General features: G+C 69.4%; 21 protein-coding genes, 1 tRNA gene and 1 pseudogene. 8 read left to right on the top strand and 15 right to left on the bottom strand.

All coding sequences use genetic code 11. The annotated features are described in order from the left end of the window. Positions 1 to 35: 35 nt before the first annotated feature. A complete protein-coding gene (locus ABS361_03175) occupies positions 36 to 701 on the bottom strand; it encodes a response regulator transcription factor (protein ID XBY45303.1) in 666 nt (221 codons plus the stop codon). Continuing rightward, positions 698 to 2074 carry a histidine kinase gene (locus ABS361_03170; protein XBY45302.1) on the bottom strand — a complete coding sequence of 459 codons (1377 nt, stop codon included), beginning with the start codon at positions 2072 to 2074 and terminating at the stop codon, positions 698 to 700. The genes ABS361_03175 and ABS361_03170 overlap by 4 nt, the downstream gene beginning before the upstream one ends. 238 nt (positions 2075 to 2312) lie before the next feature. On the opposite strand from ABS361_03170, the gene ABS361_03165 reads away from it, so the two are divergent. The 6 genes from ABS361_03165 to ABS361_03140 are packed head-to-tail and all read left to right on the top strand — an operon-like array spanning position 2313 to position 7610. Continuing rightward, positions 2313 to 3341, top strand: coding sequence for an AAA family ATPase (locus ABS361_03165; GenBank protein ID XBY45301.1), 1029 nt, complete (start codon positions 2313 to 2315; stop codon positions 3339 to 3341). Further along, entirely contained in the window at positions 3338 to 4267 is a 930-nt protein-coding gene (locus tag ABS361_03160; GenBank protein ID XBY45300.1) for a DUF58 domain-containing protein, read from the top strand. Before ABS361_03165 ends, ABS361_03160 begins: the two co-directional genes overlap by 4 nt. Then, positions 4251 to 4784, top strand: coding sequence for a hypothetical protein (locus tag ABS361_03155; GenBank protein XBY45299.1), 534 nt, complete (start codon positions 4251 to 4253; stop codon positions 4782 to 4784). The genes ABS361_03160 and ABS361_03155 overlap by 17 nt, the downstream gene beginning before the upstream one ends. Further along, entirely contained in the window at positions 4781 to 5845 is a 1065-nt protein-coding gene (locus tag ABS361_03150; GenBank protein XBY45298.1) for a VWA domain-containing protein, read from the top strand. Before ABS361_03155 ends, ABS361_03150 begins: the two co-directional genes overlap by 4 nt. Beyond that, a complete protein-coding gene (locus tag ABS361_03145) occupies positions 5842 to 6774 on the top strand; it encodes a VWA domain-containing protein (GenBank protein ID XBY45297.1) in 933 nt (310 codons plus the stop codon). The genes ABS361_03150 and ABS361_03145 overlap by 4 nt, the downstream gene beginning before the upstream one ends. Beyond that, entirely contained in the window at positions 6771 to 7610 is an 840-nt protein-coding gene (locus ABS361_03140) for a hypothetical protein (GenBank protein ID XBY45296.1), read from the top strand. Before ABS361_03145 ends, ABS361_03140 begins: the two co-directional genes overlap by 4 nt. 38 nt (positions 7611 to 7648) lie before the next feature. On the opposite strand, the gene ABS361_03135 is transcribed toward ABS361_03140, so the two are convergent. From ABS361_03135 to ABS361_03125, 3 genes are all read right to left on the bottom strand, one after another. Beyond that, complete coding sequence (locus ABS361_03135; GenBank protein XBY45295.1) at positions 7649 to 8836, bottom strand: hypothetical protein; 1188 nt, start codon at positions 8834 to 8836, stop codon at positions 7649 to 7651. 176 nt (positions 8837 to 9012) lie between these two features. Beyond that, positions 9013 to 9088, bottom strand: a tRNA-Lys gene (locus ABS361_03130). Positions 9089 to 9422: 334 nt separating this feature from the next. Next, entirely contained in the window at positions 9423 to 11042 is a 1620-nt protein-coding gene (locus ABS361_03125) for a 2-isopropylmalate synthase (GenBank protein XBY45294.1), read from the bottom strand. Between the two features lie 397 nt (positions 11043 to 11439). Here ABS361_03125 and ABS361_03120 point away from each other — a divergent pair, with 397 nt between their 5' ends. Both ABS361_03120 and ABS361_03115 read left to right on the top strand, forming a co-directional pair. Next, positions 11440 to 11700, top strand: coding sequence for a type II toxin-antitoxin system prevent-host-death family antitoxin (locus ABS361_03120; GenBank protein ID XBY45293.1), 261 nt, complete (start codon positions 11440 to 11442; stop codon positions 11698 to 11700). Further along, positions 11697 to 12080, top strand: coding sequence for a type II toxin-antitoxin system VapC family toxin (locus ABS361_03115; protein ID XBY45292.1), 384 nt, complete (start codon positions 11697 to 11699; stop codon positions 12078 to 12080). Before ABS361_03120 ends, ABS361_03115 begins: the two co-directional genes overlap by 4 nt. 3 nt (positions 12081 to 12083) lie before the next feature. On the opposite strand, the gene ABS361_03110 is transcribed toward ABS361_03115, so the two are convergent. The 10 genes and pseudogenes from ABS361_03110 to ABS361_03065 form a co-directional block, all read right to left on the bottom strand. Continuing rightward, a complete protein-coding gene (locus ABS361_03110) occupies positions 12084 to 13004 on the bottom strand; it encodes a PhzF family phenazine biosynthesis protein (GenBank protein XBY45291.1) in 921 nt (306 codons plus the stop codon). A gap of 270 nt (positions 13005 to 13274) precedes the next feature. Then, positions 13275 to 14000 carry an NUDIX hydrolase gene (locus tag ABS361_03105; GenBank protein XBY45290.1) on the bottom strand — a complete coding sequence of 242 codons (726 nt, stop codon included), beginning with the start codon at positions 13998 to 14000 and terminating at the stop codon, positions 13275 to 13277. Further along, positions 13997 to 15097: an endonuclease/exonuclease/phosphatase family protein gene (locus ABS361_03100; protein XBY45289.1), complete on the bottom strand. Its 1101-nt coding sequence runs from the start codon at positions 15095 to 15097 to the stop codon at positions 13997 to 13999. Before ABS361_03100 ends, ABS361_03105 begins: the two co-directional genes overlap by 4 nt. 129 nt (positions 15098 to 15226) lie before the next feature. Then, on the bottom strand, positions 15227 to 16246 hold the full coding sequence (ilvC, locus tag ABS361_03095; GenBank protein ID XBY45288.1) for a ketol-acid reductoisomerase: 1020 nt from the start codon (positions 16244 to 16246) through the stop codon (positions 15227 to 15229). Between the two features lie 299 nt (positions 16247 to 16545). Next, a complete protein-coding gene (locus tag ABS361_03090; GenBank protein ID XBY45287.1) occupies positions 16546 to 18114 on the bottom strand; it encodes a hypothetical protein in 1569 nt (522 codons plus the stop codon). Positions 18115 to 18511: 397 nt separating this feature from the next. Further along, entirely contained in the window at positions 18512 to 19276 is a 765-nt protein-coding gene (locus ABS361_03085; GenBank protein XBY46793.1) for a pyridoxine 5'-phosphate synthase, read from the bottom strand. 261 nt (positions 19277 to 19537) lie between these two features. After that, a pseudogene (locus tag ABS361_03080) lies at positions 19538 to 19846 on the bottom strand (type II toxin-antitoxin system VapC family toxin). Beyond that, positions 19847 to 20218, bottom strand: coding sequence for a hypothetical protein (locus tag ABS361_03075; protein ID XBY45286.1), 372 nt, complete (start codon positions 20216 to 20218; stop codon positions 19847 to 19849). 125 nt (positions 20219 to 20343) lie between these two features. Next, the gene (gene ilvN / locus ABS361_03070) at positions 20344 to 20895 is read right to left on the bottom strand and encodes an acetolactate synthase small subunit (protein XBY45285.1); all 552 of its coding nucleotides are present in this window, start codon (positions 20893 to 20895) and stop codon (positions 20344 to 20346) included. Positions 20896 to 21020: 125 nt separating this feature from the next. After that, positions 21021 to 22784: an acetolactate synthase 3 large subunit gene (locus ABS361_03065; GenBank protein XBY45284.1), complete on the bottom strand. Its 1764-nt coding sequence runs from the start codon at positions 22782 to 22784 to the stop codon at positions 21021 to 21023. Positions 22785 to 23255: the final 471 nt, after the last annotated feature.

Here is a 23255-nt window from a genome sequence, read left to right as displayed (position 1 = left end):
CCTGCTCCCGGCCAAGGCCACCCGGCACCGGCCGCTCAACGGGGCGGGTCGCGAACCGGTTCCTCCGCCAGCAGGAAACCGCCGCCGATCGCCAGCCAGACCAGATGCGCGTCGGTGCGCGCCCCGAGCTTGGCCTTGATCTGGTAGTGATAGTTCTGCACCGTCTTCAGGCTGAGCGCGAGCTGGTCGGCGATCTCGTCGGCGGTGCGCCCTGAAGCGAACATGCGCAGGATCTCGACCTCGCGCGGCGCGAGGTCGTCGAACGCCCCGCCGCGCGCTGTCAGTCGTTCGGCCGCAATCTCGTCCGCGATGTCGCTCGACAGCGACCGCCCGCCGCGCGCAACCGTCTCGACCGCCCGCACGAGTTCTTCCGGCGGGCTGGTCTTGGTCACATAGCCGGCCGCCCCCGCCTCGAATGCCTTGAGCGCGAACGGCGCGCTCTGGTGCATGGAGAAGACGAGGATGCGCGCGCCCTTGTCCCATTGCCGGATATGCCGGATCGCCTCCAGCCCGCCCGGCCCCGGCAGCGACAGGTCCATCACGACGACGTCCGGCTTCGCCGATCGATAGGCCTGATAGGCCGCCGCCGCAGTCTCGGCCTCGGCGACGACCCGATAGCCGCTCTGCCGCTCGAGCAGGCGGCGGTATCCCTCCCGCACGATCGGATGATCGTCGACGAGCATGATCGTCAGCGCGCTCACCGGCCGGCCTCCGCCGTGTGAGCGCCCGCGGGCGCCGGGATCACCGCCGAGACCACCAGCCCGGCGGCCGAGCGGCCGATCGCCAGCCGGCCGCCGAGGGCACGGATCCGCTCACGCATGCCGATGACGCCGAAGCCGCCCGTCGCATCGACGCCGGCCGGATCACCGCCGCCATCGTCCTCGACGCTGAACGACACGGCGCCCGCGCCGCCGCCTTGCCCGGCGATGCGGACCACCACCGTGGCCGGATCGCCGTGTCGGGCGGCGTTGGTCAGGCATTCCTGCACGATGCGATAAATGCCGAGCGCCTCGGCCTCCTCAACACCGGAGAGATCGCCCTCGACCTCGAGCAGAAACCGCGTGCGGCCGCCGCGCAGCCGGTTCCAGGAGCCGACCAGACTGCGCAGGCTCGCCTCCAGGCCGATCTCCTCGAGATCCGGCACGCGCAGCCGCGCCAGCGCACCCCGCAACACGCCCTGCATGTCGGCCGTCAGCCGGCCGATCGAACGGGCATCCTCGGCGAGGTCCGGCCGGTCCGCCGGGGCACCGGCCGCCATCGAGGCCGCGAGCGCGCCGGACGCGGTCAGACACTGACCGAACGCGTCGTGCAGCTCGCGGGCGAGCCCGCGCCGCTCGTCCTCCTGCACATCGAACAGTCGTCGCGTCAGTGCCGCCCGCTCGGCGGTCGTCTGCTGCAGCCGTGCGGCGAGATCGTTGAAGGCCCGCGCGACGGCATCGAATTCGGCGGTGGCGAAGTACGGCAGCCGCCGCGCATCCTCGCCGTGTTCCAGATCCCGCAGCGCCCGGATGATCGTCCGCGTCGGCCGCAGCGCATGCCCGATCGCGATCCAGGCGAGCAGGCACATGCCGGTCGCCATGCTGGCCGCGAGCCCGGTCATCACGCTGATCTGCTGCCAGGCCCGCTCCGTCGCCGCGACCGGATCGACGCTGGCGCGGATCGACCCGAGCTTGCGGCCGCGGAACACCACGTCGCGCGTGGCCGGCGCCGGCGGCCCGGCGAGCCGCTCGAACAGCGTCGCGAACCAGGCCGGCACCGTGCCGCCCAGTCCGTCCCGCGCGTTGCACAGGCTCGAATCGGGATCATAGGGCGTCGAGACCACCACGCAGACACCGGGAATGATCGGCGTGCCGCTCGCCTGCGCATCCCAGCCGAAGAGCACGTCCCGGCTCGTCGCGCCGATGCTGCCGAGGCCCGGCCGGCCCTCCCAGCGCTGCGCCAGTCGCTCGGCCGAGGTCTCGGCGTCGAGGCGCAGACGCTGGTTGGTGTCGTGCAGGATCCAGAGGACCGTGCAGGCGAGCGAGACGAAGGCGACGGCAGCGAGCCGAAGCGTGATCCGGACGAGCAGACTCATGCGGCCGATCCCGTTCGAGAAGAGGCGAACCGATGCCTCACTGTGCCACGACCGCACGACCCGCGACATTCAGGACCACGAGATCGGGAAATTTGCCCAGGCACCGACCGCACACACGCCCTACCATGGCCTCAAAGGATCGGCTCCCATCACAGAGCCCGATGCAAGAACGCCGGCGAAGACCGCCAGGCAGACAAGGCCGGCAACGACCGGCGAGGAAACGTCGACGCGAGGTGCCATGGAAGCCTATCCGAGGGCCGACGGCCCACATTCCGGCCCGCACTCAGGCCCGCACTCGGGATTGATCGAGGCGGCGCCCGCCGCCGCGATCGCCCGCCTGTCGAGCACGCTGCAGGCCGGCCTGGTCGGCCTCGATGCGCTGGTCGAGCGCCTGGTCGTCTCGCTCGTCGCGGGCGGCCATGTCCTGCTCGAAGGCGCGCCCGGCCTCGCCAAGACCCGCGCGGTCAAGGGCCTCGCCGCCGGGCTCGACGTCGGCTTCGCACGCATCCAGTGCACGCCCGACCTGATGCCGGCCGACATCACCGGCACCCCGGTCTGGCGACCGGATCGCGGCGCGTTCGAATTCGTGCCCGGCCCGGTGTTCCACGCGCTACTGCTGGTCGACGAGATCAACCGTGCCCCGCCGAAGGTGCAGTCGGCCCTGCTCGAGGCGATGGCCGAGCGCCAGGTGACCGCCGGCGGCGTCACCCATGCGCTGCCCGACCCGTTCATGGTCGTCGCGACCCAGAACCCGATCGAGCACGAAGGCACGTTCCCGCTGCCCGAGGCGCAGGTCGACCGCTTCCTGCTCCACGTCGTGCTCGACCTGCCCGACGCGACAGCTGAACGCGCCATCCTCGACCTCGTCGAACAGGAAGGCCGTCAGGCGTCGGCCGCGGCGCCGGTCCGGCTCGGCGCGGCGGAGGTCCGTGCCGCCCGCGCCGCCGCCGCCAAGGTCCACATCGCGCCCGCGCTCAAGGACTATATCGTCCGTCTGGTCATGGCGACGCGCGCCGGGTCGGACCTCCCCGAGATCGCCGGCGCGATCGAACATCCGGTCTCGCCGCGCGGCACGCTGGCGCTCGCCGCCATCGCCCGCGCCCGCGCGCTGGTCCGCGGCCGCGACTACGCCCTGCCCGAGGACGTGCGCGACTACGCGGTCGATGCACTCGCCCACCGTGTCGGCCTGACCTGGCGGGCCAGTGCCGAGGGCACGACCGCGCGCGGCCTGATCGCCAGGTTGATCGACGCGGTCGCGCCGCTATGACCGCCCTGCCCGCGCCGGACACCGCCGAAGCGGGTGTCGACCTGCCGGTCGAACATCTGCTCGGCCTGCGCCATGTCGTGCGCGCCGACATCGCCGTGCCGCGCGCCCTGACGGCGCTGCCCGGCGGCTTCGTCGTACGCCGCCGCGGTCGCGGCCTCGAAGTTGATGACATTCGCGTCTTCGCCGAGGGTGACGACGTGCGCCATATCGACCGCAACACCACCGCGCGCACGGGCATCCCGCATGTCCGAACCTTCCGCGACGAACGCGAGCGGACGCTGATCCTGCTCGTCGACCTGCGTCCGTCGATGCTCTGGGGCACGCGGCGGGCGTTCCGCTCGGTCGCGGCGGCCGAGGCGGCGGCGCTCGCCGGCTGGCGCGCGATCGACGGCGGCGGCCGGGTCGGTCTGGTCGCCTTCGGGACCGGCGACCCGGTCGTGGTGCCGGCGCGCGGCCGGGATCGCGGCATGATCGCGGTCGCCGGCGGCCTCGCCCATGCCCATGCCCAGGCACTCCGCGACGCCGCATCGACCGCGCAGGATCGGAGCGAGCCACCGCTCGCCGCCGCGCTCGACCTCGCCGCCCGCCTCGCGCCCCGTGGCGCCTCGGTGCTGCTCGCGAGCGGTCTCGACCAGCCGGGCGCCGGCTTCGACGAGGCGGCCGGCGCGCTCACGAGGCGCGCCGACCTCGCCGCTCTGATTGTCGTCGATGCCTTCGAGCGCCACGCGAGCCCCGACCTGCTGCCCTTCGTCGATGCGAGCGGCACCCGCCGGCTCGGCCGCGTCGCCGAGACCTTCGACGCCGATCGCGATCCGCGTTTCACCCGCCTGCGCCGGCTCGGCGTCGATGCCGTGCCGATCACGACCACCGACGAACCGGCGACGATGCTCGCCGCCCTGGAGGCGCTCGATGGCAGCCGCCGCTGACGGCCTCTCAGGCGCTCCGTCCGCCAGTTCGTCCACCGCGACCCCAGCACCCGCGCAGACCGCCGCGACGGGCGCCGCCGATCCGCTGGCCGGCCTTATCGACATCCGCGGCCCCGCGCCGACCCAGCCCGGCACGATGGCCGATGCCGCGCTCGCCGGCGCAGGCGGCATCGCGCTCGCACTGCTGGTCGCGCTCGCGCTGCGCCCCTTCGCGCGCCGCCCTCAGACGCCCGAGGCGATCGCCTTGGCCCAGATGACCGCCGCGCGCCAGCGTGGGCCCTCCGAACGCGCTAGCGCCCTGGCGAGCGCCTTCGCCGCCTGGGCGGGCTCCCCCGGCGCCCCCGTGCGCCTCTCGGCCCCCGCCGGCCGTGCCGCGCTCGATGCGAGGTTCGGAACCGACTGGTTCGCCGGCCCCGCCGGCACCCGCTTCGCGACCGCGCTCTACCGTCCCGATCCCGAGCTCGATCTCGACGCGGTCGAGCGCCAGTTCGCTGAGATCATCCGGCGCGGGAGATGACGATGGACTCCCTTGCAACGCCGCTCGCGCTCCTCTTGCTGCCGCTGCCAATGCTCGCGGCCCTGCTGCTGCCGCCGTTCCGGGATCGCGGCGTCGGGGCGGCCTTGCGCGTGCCCGACGCGATCGCCGCGCGCTTCGCCTTCGCGACCGATATGGGCGCGGCGGCACGCACCCACACATGGCTCGCCTGGACGGTCTGGGCGGCGCTGGTCGTGGCCCTCGCCGGCCCGCGCATGCTGGTGCCGAGCCCGGCCCTGCCGGTCTCCGGCCGCGACATCGTGCTGGTGCTCGATCTCTCCGGCAGCATGGACCGCAAGGATTTCAGCATCGACGGCCAGCCGGCTCGACGGCTCGACGCGGTGAAAAAAGTCGCGATCGACTTCGTCCGCGGCCGGTCCGGCGACCGAATCGGGCTCGTGATCTTCGCCGAACGCGCCTTCTTCGCCGCCGCGCCCACCTTCGATGTCGAGAGCGTCGCGCGCACCATCGACGAGGCGACCATCGGGATCGCCGGCCGTTCGACCGCGATCGGCGAGGGCCTCGGCCTGGCGCTGAAGCGGCTCGGCGCCTCGCCGTCCCCGTCGCGCGTGGTGATCCTGCTCTCCGACGGCGCCAACAACGCCGGCACCGTCGGCCCGAGCGACGTCGCCGTGCTGGCGCGCGAGCTCGGCATCCGCGTCCATACGATCGCGCTCGGCGAGAACGACCTGGAATCGACCACCGACGATCCCGACGCCGTCGATGCCGCGACGCTCAGGCGGGTCGCGGAACTCTCCGGCGGAACCGCCTTCCGCGTCCGCACCACCGCCGATCTGGAGCAGGTCGGGCACGCGATCGACGCCATGGAGACGAGCCGCGGCGCGGCGCCGCCCGCGCGCGTCTACCGTTCGCTGTGGATCTGGCCGGCGATGATCGCGCTGGCGGCGAGCCTCGCGATCCTGGCGCTCGACTGGGATCTGTTACCAGCCGGCCGCCTGCCCTTCCTGCGGCATCTACCGCGCGGCCTCGGCCTCGGTCGGCGTCCCGCCTCTTCCGACCCCATTCCCGGAGGCCGGCCATGATCGATCTCTTCGGCCTCGTCCTGCTCCGGCCCTGGTGGCTCGCCGCCCTGCCCGCGCTCGCCGCGATCATCCTCTTCGCCCGTGCCCGGGCCAAACGCAGCTCGCGCTGGGAGGCAGCGATCGACCCGCCGCTGTTCGCCGCGCTCGAACGGCTCGGCCGCGTCGTGCCGGGCGAAGCCGGCCGTCGGCTCGGCGCCGGCGCGCTCGCGAGCATCGTCGCCGCAATCGTGCTTCTGGCGCTCACGGGCCCGGCCCACGAGGCCCGCGATGCCGCGACCTATCGCAACCTCGACGCCGTCGTGCTGGTCGTCGATCTCGGCCCGCGCGCGACGACCGCCGACCGCCTGCCCGCCATGATCACCGCGACGCGGCAAGTCGCGGAGGCTGCCGGCGCCCGGCCGATCGCGCTCGTCGTCTATGCCGGCGATGCCTATGTCGCCTCGACCTTTACCACCGATGCGAACGCGCTCGGCACCACCATCGCCGTGCTCGACGGCGAGACGGTGCCCGACACCGGCGACCGGCCGACCCGCGCGCTCGACCTCGCGCGGCGGCTGGTTCTCGAAGCCGGCATCGTGACCGCCGATATCGTGCTGGTCGGCCCCGATCGCCCCGCGACCGGCGCCCTCGCCGACGCGGCGCGCCGCATCGCCGCCGATGGTCACCGGCTCTCCGCGCTGGTGACCGGCCCCGCGCCGCAAGGCGAGGCCGCCGGCCTCGCCACGCTCGCCCGGCTCGGCGGCGGCACCACCGCGATCGCCGCAGATCCCATGCCGCTCGCCGAGAGCCTCGCCGACAGCCGCGCGACCCGGCTCACCGAGTCCGGTCTCGCCGCCCTCGTCTGGCGCGACGACGGCCGGTTCCTGATCGCCGCGGCGCTGATCCCGGCGCTGCTGCTGTTCCGCCGTCGCGACGGGAGGCGCGCATGAGAGGTCCGGTTCTGGTCGCGGCGCTCGTCGCCTGCCTCGTCGCCGCGGTCGCATCCGACGGATCCGCCGGTTTCGGCCGCGCGCTGGTCGCCGTCGGCCTGCCGGACGCCAGCCTGCGCTTCCTCGACGATCCGGCGGGCCGCGGCGTCGCGCTTTACCGGGCCGGCCGCTTTACCGAAGCGGCCGAGGCGTTCCGGATCGCCGGCCTCGCCCACGCCTTCGATCGCGGCGATGCGCTCGCCCGGGCCGGCGATTATCGCGGCGCGCTCGAGGCCTTCGACGCGGTGCTCGCCACCCGTCCGGGCGATGCCGATGCGGCCGCGAACCGCGCGCTCGTTGCGGCCGTGCTCGACCGTCAGGAGACCGCCGAGCGCGCGGCGGGCAAGATCGCCGGCGGCGCCGCCTCGACCGAGAAGAAGCGCCGCGACGGCGAACCGCGCGGCGATGCCGAGGACCAGAACTCCACCGGCGACGGCATGGCCGGCGACAAGCAGGCCGGCTCCGATGCCGGCTCGCCCGGCGGTTCGAAAGCGGCACGCAAGGGCGCGGCCGACACCAAGGCCAAGGATGCCGGCCAGGGCCAGGCCAACGGCTCGGCGACCGACAGCGACGGCGTCGGCCGCGCGAGCGTCACCGACGCGGTGATCGCCAAGGCGTTCGAACAGGTGAGGAAGCGCGAGATGGGCAAGAGCTGGGATGCGCAGGCGATGGCGGCGAGCCGGCAATGGCTGACCACCCTCGCCGACGATCCCGGCCGCTACCTGAAGCTCCGCATCGCGGCCGAACATGCCCGCCGCGCCGCGAACGGCCTCGCGCCGGAAGGAGACGACCCATGATGCGCCCAGCACGCGCCGCCAATGCGCGGAGGACCGGGTCACGGATCGGGCCCGTCGCGGCCCTGTTCGCGGTGGCGGCACTGACGCTGACCCTTCTCGCCGGCCGAGCCCCCGCCCGCGCCGAAACCGCCGATTTCGTCGCCCCCAGCGACGCGAACCTGACCGTGACCGTCGACAGCCCGGCGCCGGCCCCCTTCGCGCAGGAAATGATCCTGCTGCGCATCCACGGCGTCTATACGGTGGAGATGACGCTCGAACATCTCGACCAGCCGGCCTTCGCCGACTTCGCCTGGATGCAGCTCGGCCGCGACAAATGGGCCGAGACCACCGTCGAAGGCCGCCACGCGCGCAGCTTCGATCGCGTGATGGCGCTGTTCCCGCGCAAGGCCGGGACGCTGACGATCCCGCCCTTCACCCATCGCCTGACGCTGCTGGCGCCGAACGGATCGCGCGTGCGTCACGACGTCGTCTCGGCGCCGGTCACGCTGACGGTCCGTGCCGCGCCCGCCGTCGCCTGGTGGCTGCCGGCGCGCACGCTGCGGCTGACCGACACGTTCGACAAGGATCCCGCCAGGCTCGGAACCGGCGAGACGACGCATCGCACCGTGACGCTGGAAGCCGATGGCGTGCCGGCCGATCTGCTGCCGCCGATGCCCGACCTGCGCGATCCGGGCCTGATCGCCTTCCCCGATCCGGAGGAACGCACGAGCCGGCTGACGCGCGAGGGGCCGGTCTCGACCGTCGTCTGGCGCTGGACCATCCGCTCGAAAACCGGCGCGCCGGCAACCCTGCCGGCGATCCCCATTCCATGGTTCGACACCGTCGCACGCAAGGAGCAGATCGCGGAACTCGCCGGCCGCGCCGTTGCGCGCGCCGACGGCGCGGCCGAGGCCAAGGGCCCCGATCTCGCGGCGACGCGCCGGATCGTGCTGCCGCTCGCCGCCGCGACCGGCCTTCTCGGCGGCCTTGCCCTGCTGCTCGCCGGCACCCGCGTCGACACGACCCGCCTCACCCGCTGGATCGCATCCCGCGACCCGACCGCGCCGTCGCGCCGCATGCGCAAGGCCGCGCGCACCGGCGACATCGCCGGCTTCCGCGAGGCGGCGTTGCGCTGGGCGCGGCAGCATGCGCTGGAAGGAAAGCCCGAGGTCGCCGCAGCGCTCGCCGATCTCGGCGCGACCGCCTACGCGGGCGCGCCGCCCCGCGCGCGGACGTGCCCCCGACACAGTGGCTCCGCCGTATTCATGGCAACTTGCGCCGAGAGGCGCGCCGGTGGCGCCGCCGCGCCTGAATGCGCGCGATCACCACCCCCGCCGCGCGCGGCCGGGACGTCCCGAGCCCGAGAAAAGCGAAACGGCCCCGCAGGGCCGTTCGGAATGTCGCTTGAATTCCGGGAGAAAATTGGTGGGCGCGACAGGGATCGAACCTGTGACCCGCTGATTAAGAGTCAGCTGCTCTACCGACTGAGCTACGCGCCCGACCGTTTCGGAGCCGCCTTTGTGGGCGCCCCGTCGTCGGAGGCCCCCCATATAGCGGGGGCATTCCCACCGCGCAAGCCCGAATGCGATGGTTCGATGAATTGTGGATAACTCCTTCGGGCGCCCCCGCAATCGACGCCCGATGCGCGCGCACGCGGCCGTCCCGCTCTTGCGTCATGCATTCGAAAGCACCTGGCCGAGACGGGCACGGAGCGCCCGAACGGAAAGCGGCGCAGGCTCTCGCCCGCGCCGCTGTTTCGGTTCTGATGAGTGACGGGTCCGTCGACCGCTCGTCCTCGAACGAGGCACCGCCGCACGAATACCGGCGCCGCGCTCAGACGCGCTCGCCGACCCGCACCGGCTCGGCACCGGTGACCTCGCTGGCGCTGCGCTGGCGGCGTACCGACAGCTTGTTCAGCGCCGAGACATAGGCCTTGGCCGAGGCGACCAGCGTATCGACATCGGCGCCGCGGCCGGTCGCGATGCGGCCGGTCTCCTCGAGCCGGATCGACACCTCGGCCTGCGCGTCGGTACCCTCGGTCACGGCATGGACCTGATAGAGCGACAGCTTGGCCTCGTGCGGCCAGATCGAGCGGATCGCGTTGAAGGTCGCGTCGACCGGACCCGAGCCGTTCGCCTCGCGCGTCACATGCGTGCCGCCCATGTCCATGGTGATGATCGCCTTCTGCGGGCCACCCGTGCCGGCGATGACGGTCAGCGCCATGACGCGGCCGTTCTCGCCAATGGTCGCGATCTCGTCCTCGACCAGCGCCTCGACGTCCTCGTCGTAGACATGCTTCTTGCGGTCGGCCAGATCCTTGAAGCGCTTGAAGGCGTCCTCAAAGGCGTTCTCGCCCAGCTCGTAGCCCAGTTCCTTCAGCTTCTCCTTGAAGGCATGGCGGCCGGAGTGCTTGCCCATGACGAGATTGGTCGCCTTCACGCCGACGTCGGCGGGGCGCATGATCTCGTAGGTCTCCATGTTCTTGAGCATGCCGTCCTGATGGATGCCGCTCTCGTGCGCGAAGGCGTTCTTGCCCACGATCGCCTTGTTGTACTGGACGGGGAAGCCCGACACGGTCGAGACCAGCTTGGAGGCCTGCAATAGCATCGGCGTCTTGATGCCGGTCGCATAGGGCAGGATGTCGGCGCGGGTGCGGATCGCCATGACGACCTCCTCCAGCGCCGCGTTGCCGGCGCGCTCGCCGAGGCCGTTGACCGTGCACTCGATCTGGCGCGCGCCGCCGCGCAGCGCGGCGAGCGAATTGGCGGTCGCCAATCCCAGATCGTTGTGGCAATGCGCCGAGAAGACCACCTTGTCGGCGCCGGGCACGCGCTCGATCACCGAGCGGAACATCGCCTCGTATTCCTCAGGCGTCGCATAGCCGACCGTGTCCGGCAGGTTGATCGTGGTCGCGCCGCAGCGGATCGCCGCCTCGACGCAGCGGCACAGATCGTCGATCGGCGTGCGGGTGGCATCCATCGCCGACCACTCGATGTCCTCGACCAGATTGCGCGCCTGGGTGACCGTGCCGTGGATGATCTCGATCACCTGATCGAGCGTCTTGTTCATCTGGTACTTCAGATGGATCGGCGAGGTCGACACGAAGGTGTGGATGCGCGGCCGCTTGGCATGGCGCACCGCCTCGCCGCAGCGGGCGATATCGGCCGAGATCGCACGGGCGAGACCGGCGATCACGGCATTGTCGGTGCGGCGGGCGATCTCGCTGACCGCCTCGAAGTCGCCGACCGAGGCGATCGGAAAGCCGGCCTCGATGATGTCGACGCCCATCTCGTCGAGCAGTTCGGCGACCGCCAGCTTCTCCTCGAAAGTCATCGAGGCGCCGGCGGACTGCTCGCCGTCACGCAGCGTGGTGTCGAAGATCACCACGCGCTCCTTGGCGGCGGCAGTCGATACGGCGGCGGTCTGGCCCTGGGTATGGGTGGGGGCGTTCATGGAGTGTGTCCTCGGATGCTGCTCGCGCCGGACCGGTCGTCATGTCGGTTGTGACCAGGTCTTCGGCGCCGTGGATCGGGTGCCGTTCGCGTGTGTCCCCTGAGAGCCCGCCCCATGCAGGGTCGGTCGGCGCTCAGGGGCCGATAAGGAGAAGCAGCGAGGAAAGAAGGGACGTGTTTCCGCCCGGCGTGATCGCCGGGTTCGTCGCAGCCAGCCGATGAATCTCGGGCGCGGACATGGGAAACGTCAATCCTCGGAAAGCCGCGATTTGCAGCACGTTCGTTTTCGATAGCTTCGCCCGCGCGCGTTGGCAAGAGGTTAATGCTGCGACGGCGGCGATCCGCTTCTCGGACGCCGTGATCCGAGGCAATATGGAACGAGGAGCAGGAGGTTCGCCATGGCCCGCGTTCAGCTGAAGCCGGATACCGAACTCGACGATCTGGTCGCCGCGGCGCGCCGGGGTGAATCGGTCGTGCTCGTCGAGGGCGACAAGCCGGTCGCCGAGATCGTTCCCGTTCGGGAGACGACGCCGACGACCGAACAGGCGGCGCTGCCTCCGCGCGTGCCGGGACGGTGGAAAGGGCTCATCACGCTCGACGAGTCGTTCTTTGATCCGCTTCCCGACGACGAACTCAAGATGTGGGAGGGCGGGGATTGAACCTGCTCTTGGATACCCACGCGTTCCTTTGGTGGATGGTCGGAGACGACAAGCTGAGCATGGCGGCGGCCGAAGCGATCCGGAGCGCAACGGTGGTTCACGTGAGCGCTGCGACAGCCTGGGAGATCGCGACTAAGGCTCGGCTCGGAAAGCTGCACGGTTTTGGCCACATTGCGGCGGATCTCACAGGATCCCTCCTGGCCCACGGCTTCCCCCCCCGCCCGATCAGCTTCGAAGCCGGTACGCTTGCCGGCACTCTCGCCCATGATCACAGGGATCCGTTCGACCGCATGTTGATCGCGCAGGCGAAAATCGACCGTCTGCAGCTCGTCTCGAACGAGCGCCTGTTCGATACCTTCAGCGTCGAGCGGCTCTGGTAGGCCTTACGCCTCGATCGAGCCTTCCGCGATGCGCACCGCATGGCCGCCGATGCGGCTCGCGGTCAGCTTGCCGCTCTCGACCTCGACCTCCAGATCGATCAGGCTCGGCCGCCCCATCTCGAAACCCTGCTCGATCCGGTAGGAATGCTCGCCGTTCGGCAGGTCGTCGAAGTGGTTGACGAGCCCCGCGAAGGCGGCGACCGCGGCACCGGTCGCCGGGTCTTCGGTGATGCCCGAGGCGGGCGCGAACATGCGGGCGTGGAAGGTGTTCTCGCGAAACAGCGTCTCGCGCGTGTAGAGGTAGGCGCCGACGCCGGTCTTGGCCATCGACCCGAAGGCGACGTCCCACAGCGCCGGCACCGCCGCCGCCCGGCGGATCGCCTCGAGACCCGCGACCGGCACATAGACGAACGGCGAGCCGCAGGTCCAAACGCTCGGCACATGGTTTTCGAAGCCGATATCGGCCGGACGCAGCGACAGCGCGTCGGCGATGGCGCCCTTGGAGCCGAGCTTCTCGACCAACGGTTCGGAAAGCCGCGGCACATCGAACTCGGCGTAGGCCGCAGCGTTGGGCGACAGCTTGACGCCGCAGCGCACGATGCCGACCTGTTCCTCGAGCACCACGACCGCGTCCATTTCGCGATCGACCGCGCCGAAGCGCTGCGCGGCGAGCAGCACCGCGGTGCCGACGGTCGGGTGGCCGGCGAAGGCGAGTTCGCGGCCGGGCGTGAAGATGCGCACCTTGGCCGAATGCGCCGGATTGGTCGGCGGCAGCACGAACACGGTTTCGGGCAGGCCGAACTCGCGCGCGATCGCCTGCATCCGCTGCCCGTCGAGCCCGTCGCTGTCGAGCACCACCGCGAGCGGGTTGCCTTCCAGAGCACTGGTGGTGAAGACGTCGAGGACGGCGTAACGACGGGCCATGGAGCGCTCCGGCTGAGGGCGGGACAGCGGTCCCGCGATCGGACCACCAACTTGACTGAACTACGTTGGAATTCCAACAGGCGCAGGCGCATGGGTCGAATGGGCTGGACCACGAGAGCGCAATGCCTCCAGATCGGCGCGATGTGCCCCCGTCTTAACGCATCCTGCTCTCGAGCAAGGCCCGATCGGAGTGATTGGCTCCGATCGGAAAAGGCTTGCGTTTACAAGTAGGCTAGAGCGGCATCCGATCCAATCTGATCGGATGCCGCTCTAGCGCGACCGCGCCAGCTCGGCGAGTAGCGGATTGACATACGCTGCCGATAGCGTCGGGTCGAGGCGTTCGTCGACCCCCACGAAGACGACGCCGTCGAGCTCGCCGTCGCTGCCGTCCGGCAGGAAGGCCTCGACACGGGCCTGCAGCGCGGCCGCGGTGTCTGGCGCGCGGTAGACCTTGACGACCGCATAGCGATGGATGCCCGAGGGCACGATCCAGAAGCCCGGTTCGGACACCCACCCGGTCGGATCGAGCCCGACCTCCTCGTCGATCTCGCGGAGCGCGTTGGCGAGCGGATCGAGACGGCCGTCGACGAGATCCTGCGGGTCGAAGGAGCCCGACGGCGGATAGAGGCGACCCGGATTGGCGGTATGCGCTCCCATCCGGCCGACCAGCAGCCGGTTGTCGGCGGTCACGATCGCGCCGACCGGGAAGACATGGGCGAAGCGCCGGTCTAGCGGGTCGCCGACACGCCAGTCGAGATAGGTGGCGAAATCAGCCGCCGCCCCTTCGGCGACCAGCCGGCCGCCGGCCTCATGCTCGATCCGGACCCGGTCGAACAGGTAGATCGGCCCGTTCCAGAGCTGCGGGTTCTGAGCCTGGAGGCGCGCGAAGCCATCGAGGATCGCCGCGCGCCGCTCGGGGGCGAAGGCGTGCGGTTCCGCGCGGATCGCGAGATCGACCTCCGCGACCCGGATGATGCGGTCGAGCGGTTCGATCATGCCCTGATCCTTCCATCGTCCGGAATGTCGAGCGCCACGACCACCGGGCAGTGGTCGGACGCCTTCGGCCGATCGAAGCCGATCCGCGGATAGCGCCGGATCGGCGTCCCCTCCCCGGCCAGATCCTCCATCGGCACGCGATAGGGCAAGCCGTGCCGGACGATCTCCGGCCGCGCATGTGGATTGGCGCGCGCGAGCCCCGGCGAGGCGAGGATGTAGTCGAGCTGCGCGAGCTCGCGCTCCTCGGCATAGTAGTGCGTCCAGCGCTCGGCCGGCCGGAGCCGCTCGACCAGATTGACGGCAAAATGATCGGCGAACAGCGGATCGAGCCCGGTCGCTGCCGCCTGTTCGACCGCGCCGCGCAGCCGGCCGTCGGGCTCGCGCAGCAGCCGGACCTTCTCGCGGTAATCGTTGAGGTCGCCGAGTACGAGCCAGTTCGCGCCCGCGCAGTCCGGGCCATACTTGTCCTCGATCAGCCGCCGGACCGCGCGTGCCTCGGCGCGCCGGATCGGCATGGTCTTGTCGCGGCCGTCGCCCATCGACTTGAAGTGGCAGACGAACAGGGTCAGCAGCCGGCCCGAGACGTCGACCTCGACTTCGAGACAGTCGCGCTTGAACACCCGGTCGTCCTCGCGCGCGCCCCAGCGCCGGAGATCGTCGTTGTAGAGCTGCAGGTCGCGGTAGGTCAGCGAGGCGTGGCTCATGACCCGGATCGGCAGGCCGCGCCGGCTCATGGCGGCAACCTCGATGCCGCGGCTGTCGTTGCCCTCGAGCAGCGCGAAGTGCTCATAGGGCTCGTCGACCGCTCGGCGCAGGTAGCGGTCGTGGAAGTAGCGCAGCGCCCGGAGGTCGTCGACCTCCTGCAAGGCGACGACGTCGGCATTGGTGTCGCGGATCGCCTGCGCGGTCAGCTGCCGCTGGTCGTCCGAGACGCCGACCTGGAACGCCCGTTCGATGAGCCGCGCTTCGGCTTCCGACTCGTGGTCGTAGAGCCCGACCGCCGGATCCGGCACCCACGAGCCGGTACGCCGGTCGCGTTCGGGCTGAAACCGCCTGAGCAGATTTTCGACGTTGAAAGTGGCGATGCGGATGGACATGCGTCGGACGACCTCTCGTCCCCCTCAATAGCCGGTCCGGCCGATCGAGGCGAGTTCGCAGACACCCGCAAAAAGGAGAAGGCCGGACGCGCGGTCCGGCCTTCCAGACGATCCGAGGGATCGATCGGCTCAGTTGCGGGTCTTGTCGACCAGCGCCTTCTGCTTGATCCACGGCATCATGCCGCGGAGCTTGGCACCGACTTCCTCGATCTGGTGGGCGTCGTTGTTGCGGCGGATGCCCTTGAAGCGGGCGGCGCCGGCACGGTACTCCTGCATCCACTCCGACGTGAACTTGCCGGTCTGGATGTCCTTGAGGACGCGCTTCATCTCCGCCTTGGTCTCTTCGGTGATGATGCGCGGGCCGGTGACGTACTCGCCCCACTCGGCGGTGTTCGAGATCGAGTAGTTCATGTTGGCGATGCCGCCCTCGTAGATGAGGTCGACGATCAGCTTCACCTCGTGCAGGCACTCGAAATAAGCCATCTCGGGGGCGTAGCCCGCCTCGACCAGCGTCTCGAAGCCGGCGCGGATCAGCTCGACCAGACCGCCGCAGAGCACGACCTGCTCGCCGAACAGGTCGGTCTCGCACTCTTCCTTGAAGGTCGTCTCGATGACGCCCGAACGGCCGCCGCCGACGCCGCAGGCGTAGGAGAGCGCGAGGTCGTGGGCGTTGCCCGAGGCGTCGTGGTTGATGGCGATCAGGCACGGCACGCCGCCGCCCTTCTGATACTCGCCGCGCACGGTGTGACCCGGGCCCTTCGGCGCGATCATGACGACGTCGATGGTCGACTTCGGCTCGATCAGGCCGAAGTGGACGTTGAGGCCGTGCGCGAAGGCGACCGCGGCGCCGTCGCGGATGTGGGCGGCGATGTGATCCTTCCAGATGTCGGCCTGGAGCTCGTCCGGGGCGCACATCATGATCAGGTCGGCCCAGGCGGCGGCTTCCGCGACCGACTTCACCGCGAGACCGTCGGCCTCGACCTTCTTGGCGGTGGCCGAACCCGGCTTCAGCGCGATCACGATATTGGCGACGCCGGAATCCTTGAGGTTCAGCGCGTGCGCGCGGCCCTGGCTGCCGTAGCCGACGATGGCCACCTTCTTGGACTTGATCAGGTTCAGATCGGCATCGGAATCGTAATAGACGCGCATGGACTCATTCCCCCCGGGGGTGTTCGACAGGTGTTTCGTTTGGGCCGGCCGCGACGCGAACGGGGACGCTGTCGCGACGCTGGCCGGAACGGCCGGTCCGGGCCGCGGCGCGGTCCCGAAAAGTCGACCGGGTTTAGCGGCAGTTCCACGATTGGGCAACAGCGCAGGCCGTCGCGCCGTCCGGATTCCGGCAGAAATCGCGCAAGGACTGCAAAAAGCGAAAGCCCGGCACGCAAGATCCGCGATGCCGGGCACACGATGTGGAACGCATTTGCCTGCCGCCGGCCGGCGGCCAAGCTTCAGCGGTTGATCTTGTAGAGCTGGAAGCCGTCACCCTCGTAGACGAGCGACAGGTCGTCCGGATCCGGGTTCTTCACACCGCGCTCGGTGTAGAGCACGAACATGTAGTCGTGATCCTGGGTCCAGTTCGACCAGTAGGTCTTGGTCACCGGCTCGTCGGTCGGCGGATAGGCCGCGACCACCGCCTGCGACACGGTCGGCGGGGTGCCGTCCTCGGTATCGACGCGATCCTGGAACGTCTTGCGGACGGTCATGATCTGCTTGCCCTTGACCGTGAAGGCGGTCGAGACCAGCGCCGAACGCTCGATCATAGCCACGCAGGGCGCATGGCTGATCGCATCGCGCTCGAGGTCGGAGCCCTGCGGGTCGTCGGCATAGGTGACCAGGATCTTGGCGCCGCGCGGCAGGCTCGCCACCGACTGGCGGAACTCGTCGTAGATGTGGCCGAGCTTGCCCCAGTGATAGGCGACATCGGCGGTGCGGACCGCGGTGAACGCGATCACCATGCCGAAGAAGCAGGCCCGGACGGTCCGGTCGCTGACGTCGAGCCGCACGAAGCCGAGCAGCATGAGGAACAGCGCGGCCGGCAGCCGCTGATCGGCCATGTAGGAGCCGAACAGCAGTTCCGGCATCGCCAGGAACACCGCGGTACCCACCACCAGCAGCGGCAGCGCCGCACCGTGGAACGAGATCAGCTTGCGCCGCATCGCCCAGCCGAAGGCGAGCGCGAGGAGCGCCGTCAGGCCGAGATCGAGGCTGTCCGAATAGGCGCGGAAGATATAGGCGATGCCGTCGACCTTGGTGTGCGAGTTCCAGGCGTATTCGCCCGAGAGCCCCCAGGTCGAGCTCGTCAGCAGCACGACCGCGGCCGGGATCACCGGCACGACCATGGCGACGATGTCGAGCACGAGCTTGCGGTCGAACTTGTAGCCGCGCTTGGCCCAGGACCAGATCTCGTAGGCACCGATCGCCATGCCGTAGAAGCCGAGCGAGTAGAGATGGCAGAGGTAGAGCGCCGCCACCAGCGCGGTCGACACGGCCAGACGCAGGATCAGCGGCCGGTCGAGGATCTTCACCCAGATCGCCAGGCCCCACATGGCGATGCCGACGCCGACCAGATAATTCATCAGGCCGACCAGGAAGATGCCGTTGTAGACGAACACGAAGGCGACGAGCGGCAGCGGGTTCACCCGGCCGAACAGCACCTTCGAGATCGCCAGCGGCCCGGTGACGAGCAGCAGCACCGTCGTCGCCGTGAACAGCTGGCCCGCGAAATAAATGTCGAAAAACCGCGCGAAGAGGGGAACCACGAGGTCCATCGCGAGGTTGGGGATCAGCTGCCAGTCGATCCGATAGAAGGCGGCCAGATCGGCGTCCTTGCCGCCGATCGCGATCACGTGCATGCGCGCGAGGTGGTTGATGTAGTCCGCGAGCGGGGGTACCGCCACGAGGAACACCGGCACCAGCACGACGGCCGTGAGAATGACGAAGGCGAGCGTGACGTCGATCTTGGCGGCGCGCTGCAACAACGACCCGCCGCGCGCGGCGGGCAAGGAAATCTGGGACATGGAAACCGGTCGGGCTGAAGGGTTCGGGCGGCGGTTCGGCGCGTTTGGTTGATACGCCGTATACCATCCGGTCTAACGGGCGGTGAAGATCAAAGACGGTCGCGACTGCGGCGAAACCACGGTTTCGCCGCGGATAATTAATGGTGTGGCATTCGCGCCGCGGCCGCGCTCAAGCGAAACGACAACGATTACTTGGCAACGCGCGCCCCGCGCGGCGGAAGCCGTAACGGAATTGCGGGTGAATACGAACACGGGCTCCGCGGGCTGTCCCTCCCGGCCCTGCCGATCGGCCCCGACCGACCCGCGCCGCCCACAGTCGCGCGACGGCTCCCGGGCGCGGCGCAGATCTCTCCGCGCCGCCGATCCCCATCAGATCCCCGGGTGCTGTCGCCCGACTTCAGACCGCGAGCACCTCGGTATCGCCGATCGCGGCGCGATAGCGGCGCACGGTCTCGGCCATGCCATAGAGCAGCGCATCCGCCGTGATCGCATGCCCGATCGAGACCTCGGCGATGGACGGCGCGCGCGCGATCAGCGCGGGCAGATTGTCGAGGGTCAGGTCGTGGCCGGCGTTGACGCCGAGGCCGAGCCCTTCAGCGGTCTTGGCCGTCACGTCGAGCGCGTCGAGCAGCGGCGCGCGCTTCGCCGGATCAAAGGTATGGCCGTAGGGCCCGGTGTAGAGTTCGATGCGATCCGCACCGAGCGCCGCAGCGCCTTCCGCGAAGCGCGGCTCGGCATCGACGAACAGCGACACGCGCATGCCCTGGCGCTTGAGCCGCTCGATCACCGGGCGCAGCAGTGCCGCCTGTCCGATCGTGTCCCAGCCATGGTCGGAGGTGCTCTGCGCCGGATCGTCCGGCACGAGCGTGACCTGTTCGGGCTTGGCCTTCTCGCAGAGCGCGAGAAAATCTTCGGTCGGATAGCCCTCGATGTTGAACTCCCGACCGGCCCAGTCGCGTCGGAGCATGGCCTCGAGCTCGAACACGTCGGTGCGCCGGATATGGCGCTCGTCGGGACGCGGATGCACGGTGAGCCCATGCGCGCCCGCCTGCAGCGCCACGGCGCCGAGCCCCGTCACCGACGGCCACGGCAGATCGCGCCTGTTCCGGAGCTGCGCGATCGCGTTCAGATTGACGCTGAGGCGGGTATGGCTCGCCGACATGGTTCGAGGCTCCCTTCGAAAACGCCTCGACCGGGGCCGCGCCCGGTCGGGATGGGGAGACTTGCCTAGAACAGCCGTCCGTCGCGCACAATGCGCGCAAAGAGCACGGCTGTCGTGCCGCCACGAAGAAACCCGTTCCCTTGCCTCACCGGAACGCACCGTCAGTGAGCGCCGAGGATGTCGGTCTGGGCGAAGTCGCCGCCCTTGCAGAGCAGGGCCTGTAGAGCAGGGCCAGCCCGCGATTGCGCGCATGGCGTAGGCGAAACAATCACCCATGTTGAGCCGCGCCGGATGCCGGCCCTTGCCGAACCGCGCCTGCGCGGCGAGTGCGGCCTCGGCGTCGGAGAAGCCGATGTCCAGGGTCTCGACCTCAAGCTCCGCAAGGAATTCGACGACCATGAGCCGTCCGACCTCTGGGGGAACGACACGCACGCGCGCTATCGCCAGCGCCGCCTCGTAGACGGCAATTGCCGACGTAAAGCTGCGGCGGGATTCGATGAGGTCGCGAAACCGAACAGCCTCTTCTTCGGCCAACAGCACCGCAGCTATGGCAGAGGCGTCGACGAACACTCAGTCGTCCTCGTCACTCAATGAATCGTAGAACGCCTTGTCCGCAACGAGACCCGTGCGCGGATACCGTGCCAGGCGCTCCTGCAGAGCCTTCACGCGCCGGATCTTCTCCTCGCGGATCTCGGCTTTGGTCATCCCGGCATAGAGACCGCCGCTCCGGCGTTCCGGCTCGATCGCACGGCTTCCCTTGGCATCCGCCGACGCGCCGGGCCTCTCGTCCCCGCTCGGCGCGTCCTCGGCGGTCACGATCAGCCGACCGCCGTCGATCGTCAGGTCGACGACGCGGCCGTCCTCGAACGGCACGGCCTGCACCGTGTCGTCGGGCGCGGCGAAGAGCAGCCCCTCGTTCGTTTTCCTGACCACCGCGCGCATGGGCCTCGACCTCGACCGGAGGCGATCCGCCCCGGAGCACCGAGAATACGGCCGATGCACCGGCCTGTGAAGCGCGCGGCCCCCCCGCGGGCCCGCGCGCGTCGCTTTTGGCCGAGGCCCTTACCTCACATGCCTTCCGGACCGCGGCTGATCGCGGCGACGCCGGTGCGCGCAACTTCGACCAGGCCGAGCGGCACCATCAGGCCGACGAACTCGTCGATCTTGTCGCCCTTGCCGGTGATCTCGAACACGAAGCTCTCGGTGGTCGCATCGACCACGCGGGCGCGGAACGCGTCGGCGAGCCTGAGAGCCTCGACGCGGGCATCGCCCTTGCCCCGCACCTTGACCATCGCCAGTTCACGCTCGAGCGCGCGGCCGGTCACGGTCAGGTCGACGACCTTGTGGACGGGCACGAGCCGGTCGAGCTGGAGCTTAATCTGCTCGATCACCTCCGGCGTACCGGTGGTCACGATGGTGATGCGCGAGACGTGCGCCTCGTGCTCGGTCTCCGAGACCGTCAGGCTCTCGATGTTGTAGCCGCGGCCCGAGAACAGGCCGACGACGCGCGCGAGAACGCCCGGCTCGTTGTCGACCAGCACGGACAGCGTGTGGGTCTCGGTGATCTTGCTCGTCTCGGCGAGGAAATAGGCCGATTGCGACTGCCCCCGGACGGTCATTGGTTCTTGTCCCGTTGTCGGTCGCCGGGCGGCGCTGCGGCCCACCCGGTCGATTGAAGATTATGAAAAGCGGCGTGTCGAAGCGAAGTGAGCGGCGCGGCCGCGCCGCCGCGCCGCCCATCGTCTCAGACGAGCATCTTGCCCTTGCTGTCGATCACGCTGCCGATGTCGTCGGCGGCGTCGCCGAGGATCATCTCGTTGTGCGCCTTGCCCGACGGGATCATCGGGAAGCAGTTCTCGTTCGGATCGACGATGCAGTCGAAGATCACCGGACGATCGACGTCGATCATCTGGCGGATCTTGTCGTCGAGCTCGTCGGTCGTCTCGGCGCGCAGGCCGACGCAGCCATAGGCCTCGGCGAGCTTGACGAAGTCCGGCAGCGCCTCGGAATAGCTCTCCGAATAGCGCGAGCCGTGCAGCAGCTCCTGCCACTGCCGGACCATGCCCATGTAATGATTGTTCAGGATGAAGATCTTGATCGGCAGGCGATATTGGATCGCCGTCGAGATCTCCTGCATGGTCATCAGCACGCTCGCCTCGCCGGCGATGTCGACGACCAGGCTGTCCGGATGGGCGAGCTGCACGCCGACCGCCGCCGGCAGGCCGTAGCCCATGGTGCCGAGGCCGCCGGAGGTCATCCAGCGGTTCGGCTCCTCGAACTTGTAGTACTGCGCCGCCCACATCTGGTGCTGACCGACCTCGGTCGTGATGTAGGTGGAGCGGTCCTTGGTCAGCTCGTAGAGACGCTCGATCGCATACTGCGGCTTGATGACCTTGTCCTTGCCCGGCTTGTAGGCGAGGCAGTTGCGCGCGCGCCACTGCTCGATCTGCCGCCACCAGTTGGCGAGCGCCCACTTGTCGGTCTCCGGCTGGGTCGCGTTCCAGAGCCGGATCATGTCCTCGAGCGCATGGGCGACGTCGCCGACCACCGGCACGTCGACCTTGACGGTCTTGTTCATCGACGACGGGTCGATGTCGATGTGGATCTTCTTCGACTTCGGCGAGAAGGCGTCGAGGCGGCCGGTGATGCGGTCGTCGAAGCGCGCGCCGACGCAGATGATCAGATCCGCATCGTGCATGGTCAGGTTGGCCTCGTAGGTCCCGTGCATGCCGAGCATGCCCAGGAACTGCTTGTCGGAGGCCGGATAGGCGCCGAGCCCCATCAGCGTCGAGGTGATCGGGAAACCGGTGGTGCGGACGAACTCGCGCAAGAGCTGCGAGGCCGCCGGACCGGAGTTGATCACGCCGCCGCCGGTGTAGAACACCGGGCGCTTGGCCTTGGCCATCAGCTCGACCGCCGCCTTGATCGCCTCGATGTCGGGCTTCACCTTCGGGCGGTAGGTCTTGTGCTGGATGTTCTGCGGGCCGATGTAGGTGCCCTTGGCGAACTGCACATCCTTCGGAATGTCGACCACGACCGGACCGGGACGGCCCGAGCGCGCGACATGGAAGGCCTCGTGCAGGATGCGCGGCAGATCCTCGATGCGCTTCACAAGCCAGTTGTGCTTGGTGCATGGCCGGGTGATGCCGACCGTGTCGCACTCCTGGAACGCATCCGAGCCGATCAGATGCGTCGGCACCTGGCCGGTGATGCAGACGATCGGGATCGAATCCATCAGCGCATCGACCAGGCCGGTCACGGCATTGGTCGCGCCCGGACCCGAGGTGACGAGGCAGACGCCGACCTTGCCCGACGAGCGTGCGTAGCCCTCGGCCGCATGGACGACGCCCTGCTCGTGGCGACCCAGAATGTGACGGACCGAGTTCTGCTTGAAGATCTCGTCGTAGATCGGCAGCACAGCGCCGCCGGGATAGCCGAACAGCGTGTCGACGCCCTGATCCTTCAGGGCTTCGAGCACCATTTCTGCGCCGGTCATCTGCCGTGTCATGGGTCTTCTCCGGGTCCTGCCCCGCCAGTCTCCGCCGCGGGTCTTGTCGGTGGCGTTCGGGTAATAAAAAAGGGGCCTCTTGAGGGGCCCCTGTCGTCGCGCGCTCGCCTGTTCGGCGGATGGATCTAGCGATCCCCGCCGGCTGCGCGCGTCAAAAGTACGAGAATGATGTTGCGCGGCATGCGCCAGCACCTTTTCGATCGTTTCGTGGCGCGCACGCTAGCGAGCGTGATCCACCCCGTCAAGTTGGAAATCGCCCGCTCGCCGGGGCATCGCCGAGAGCCGCCGCGTCGCGAGTGAAGTGCTCAAGATAAGGGCAGCCGGTCCACCAAGAAACCAACCATTAACAATGACGTTCCGGCAATCGAGCGAATAAATCTAGAGTAAGTTCAAAAAATGAGCAGCAATTCCGTCAGAGACATGAATAATTTTAGCTGATAGAAACCAAGGGTCAAGGTTCGGTTGCTTCAA

It is taken from the genome of Ancalomicrobiaceae bacterium S20 (genome assembly GCA_040269895.1).
Taxonomy (GTDB): Bacteria; Pseudomonadota; Alphaproteobacteria; order Rhizobiales; family Ancalomicrobiaceae; genus Methyloraptor; species Methyloraptor flagellatus.
This window is presented reverse-complemented; position numbering and strand designations above follow the sequence as displayed.

Coding starts and splice junctions, on each gene's coding strand:
- ABS361_03170 (XBY45302.1), bottom strand. CDS start 2,074: ATGAGTCTGCTCGTCCGGATCACGCTTCGGCTCGCTGCCGTCGCCTTC.
- ABS361_03165 (XBY45301.1), top strand. CDS start 2,313: ATGGAAGCCTATCCGAGGGCCGACGGCCCACATTCCGGCCCGCACTCA.
- ABS361_03160 (XBY45300.1), top strand. CDS start 3,338: ATGACCGCCCTGCCCGCGCCGGACACCGCCGAAGCGGGTGTCGACCTG.
- ABS361_03155 (XBY45299.1), top strand. CDS start 4,251: ATGGCAGCCGCCGCTGACGGCCTCTCAGGCGCTCCGTCCGCCAGTTCG.
- ABS361_03150 (XBY45298.1), top strand. CDS start 4,781: ATGACGATGGACTCCCTTGCAACGCCGCTCGCGCTCCTCTTGCTGCCG.
- ABS361_03145 (XBY45297.1), top strand. CDS start 5,842: ATGATCGATCTCTTCGGCCTCGTCCTGCTCCGGCCCTGGTGGCTCGCC.
- ABS361_03140 (XBY45296.1), top strand. CDS start 6,771: ATGAGAGGTCCGGTTCTGGTCGCGGCGCTCGTCGCCTGCCTCGTCGCC.
- ABS361_03125 (XBY45294.1), bottom strand. CDS start 11,042: ATGAACGCCCCCACCCATACCCAGGGCCAGACCGCCGCCGTATCGACT.
- ABS361_03120 (XBY45293.1), top strand. CDS start 11,440: ATGGCCCGCGTTCAGCTGAAGCCGGATACCGAACTCGACGATCTGGTC.
- ABS361_03110 (XBY45291.1), bottom strand. CDS start 13,004: ATGGCCCGTCGTTACGCCGTCCTCGACGTCTTCACCACCAGTGCTCTG.
- ABS361_03105 (XBY45290.1), bottom strand. CDS start 14,000: ATGATCGAACCGCTCGACCGCATCATCCGGGTCGCGGAGGTCGATCTC.
- ABS361_03100 (XBY45289.1), bottom strand. CDS start 15,097: ATGTCCATCCGCATCGCCACTTTCAACGTCGAAAATCTGCTCAGGCGG.
- ilvC (XBY45288.1), bottom strand. CDS start 16,246: ATGCGCGTCTATTACGATTCCGATGCCGATCTGAACCTGATCAAGTCC.
- ABS361_03090 (XBY45287.1), bottom strand. CDS start 18,114: ATGTCCCAGATTTCCTTGCCCGCCGCGCGCGGCGGGTCGTTGTTGCAG.
- ABS361_03085 (XBY46793.1), bottom strand. CDS start 19,276: ATGTCGGCGAGCCATACCCGCCTCAGCGTCAATCTGAACGCGATCGCG.
- ABS361_03075 (XBY45286.1), bottom strand. CDS start 20,218: ATGCGCGCGGTGGTCAGGAAAACGAACGAGGGGCTGCTCTTCGCCGCG.
- ilvN (XBY45285.1), bottom strand. CDS start 20,895: ATGACCGTCCGGGGGCAGTCGCAATCGGCCTATTTCCTCGCCGAGACG.
- ABS361_03065 (XBY45284.1), bottom strand. CDS start 22,784: ATGACACGGCAGATGACCGGCGCAGAAATGGTGCTCGAAGCCCTGAAG.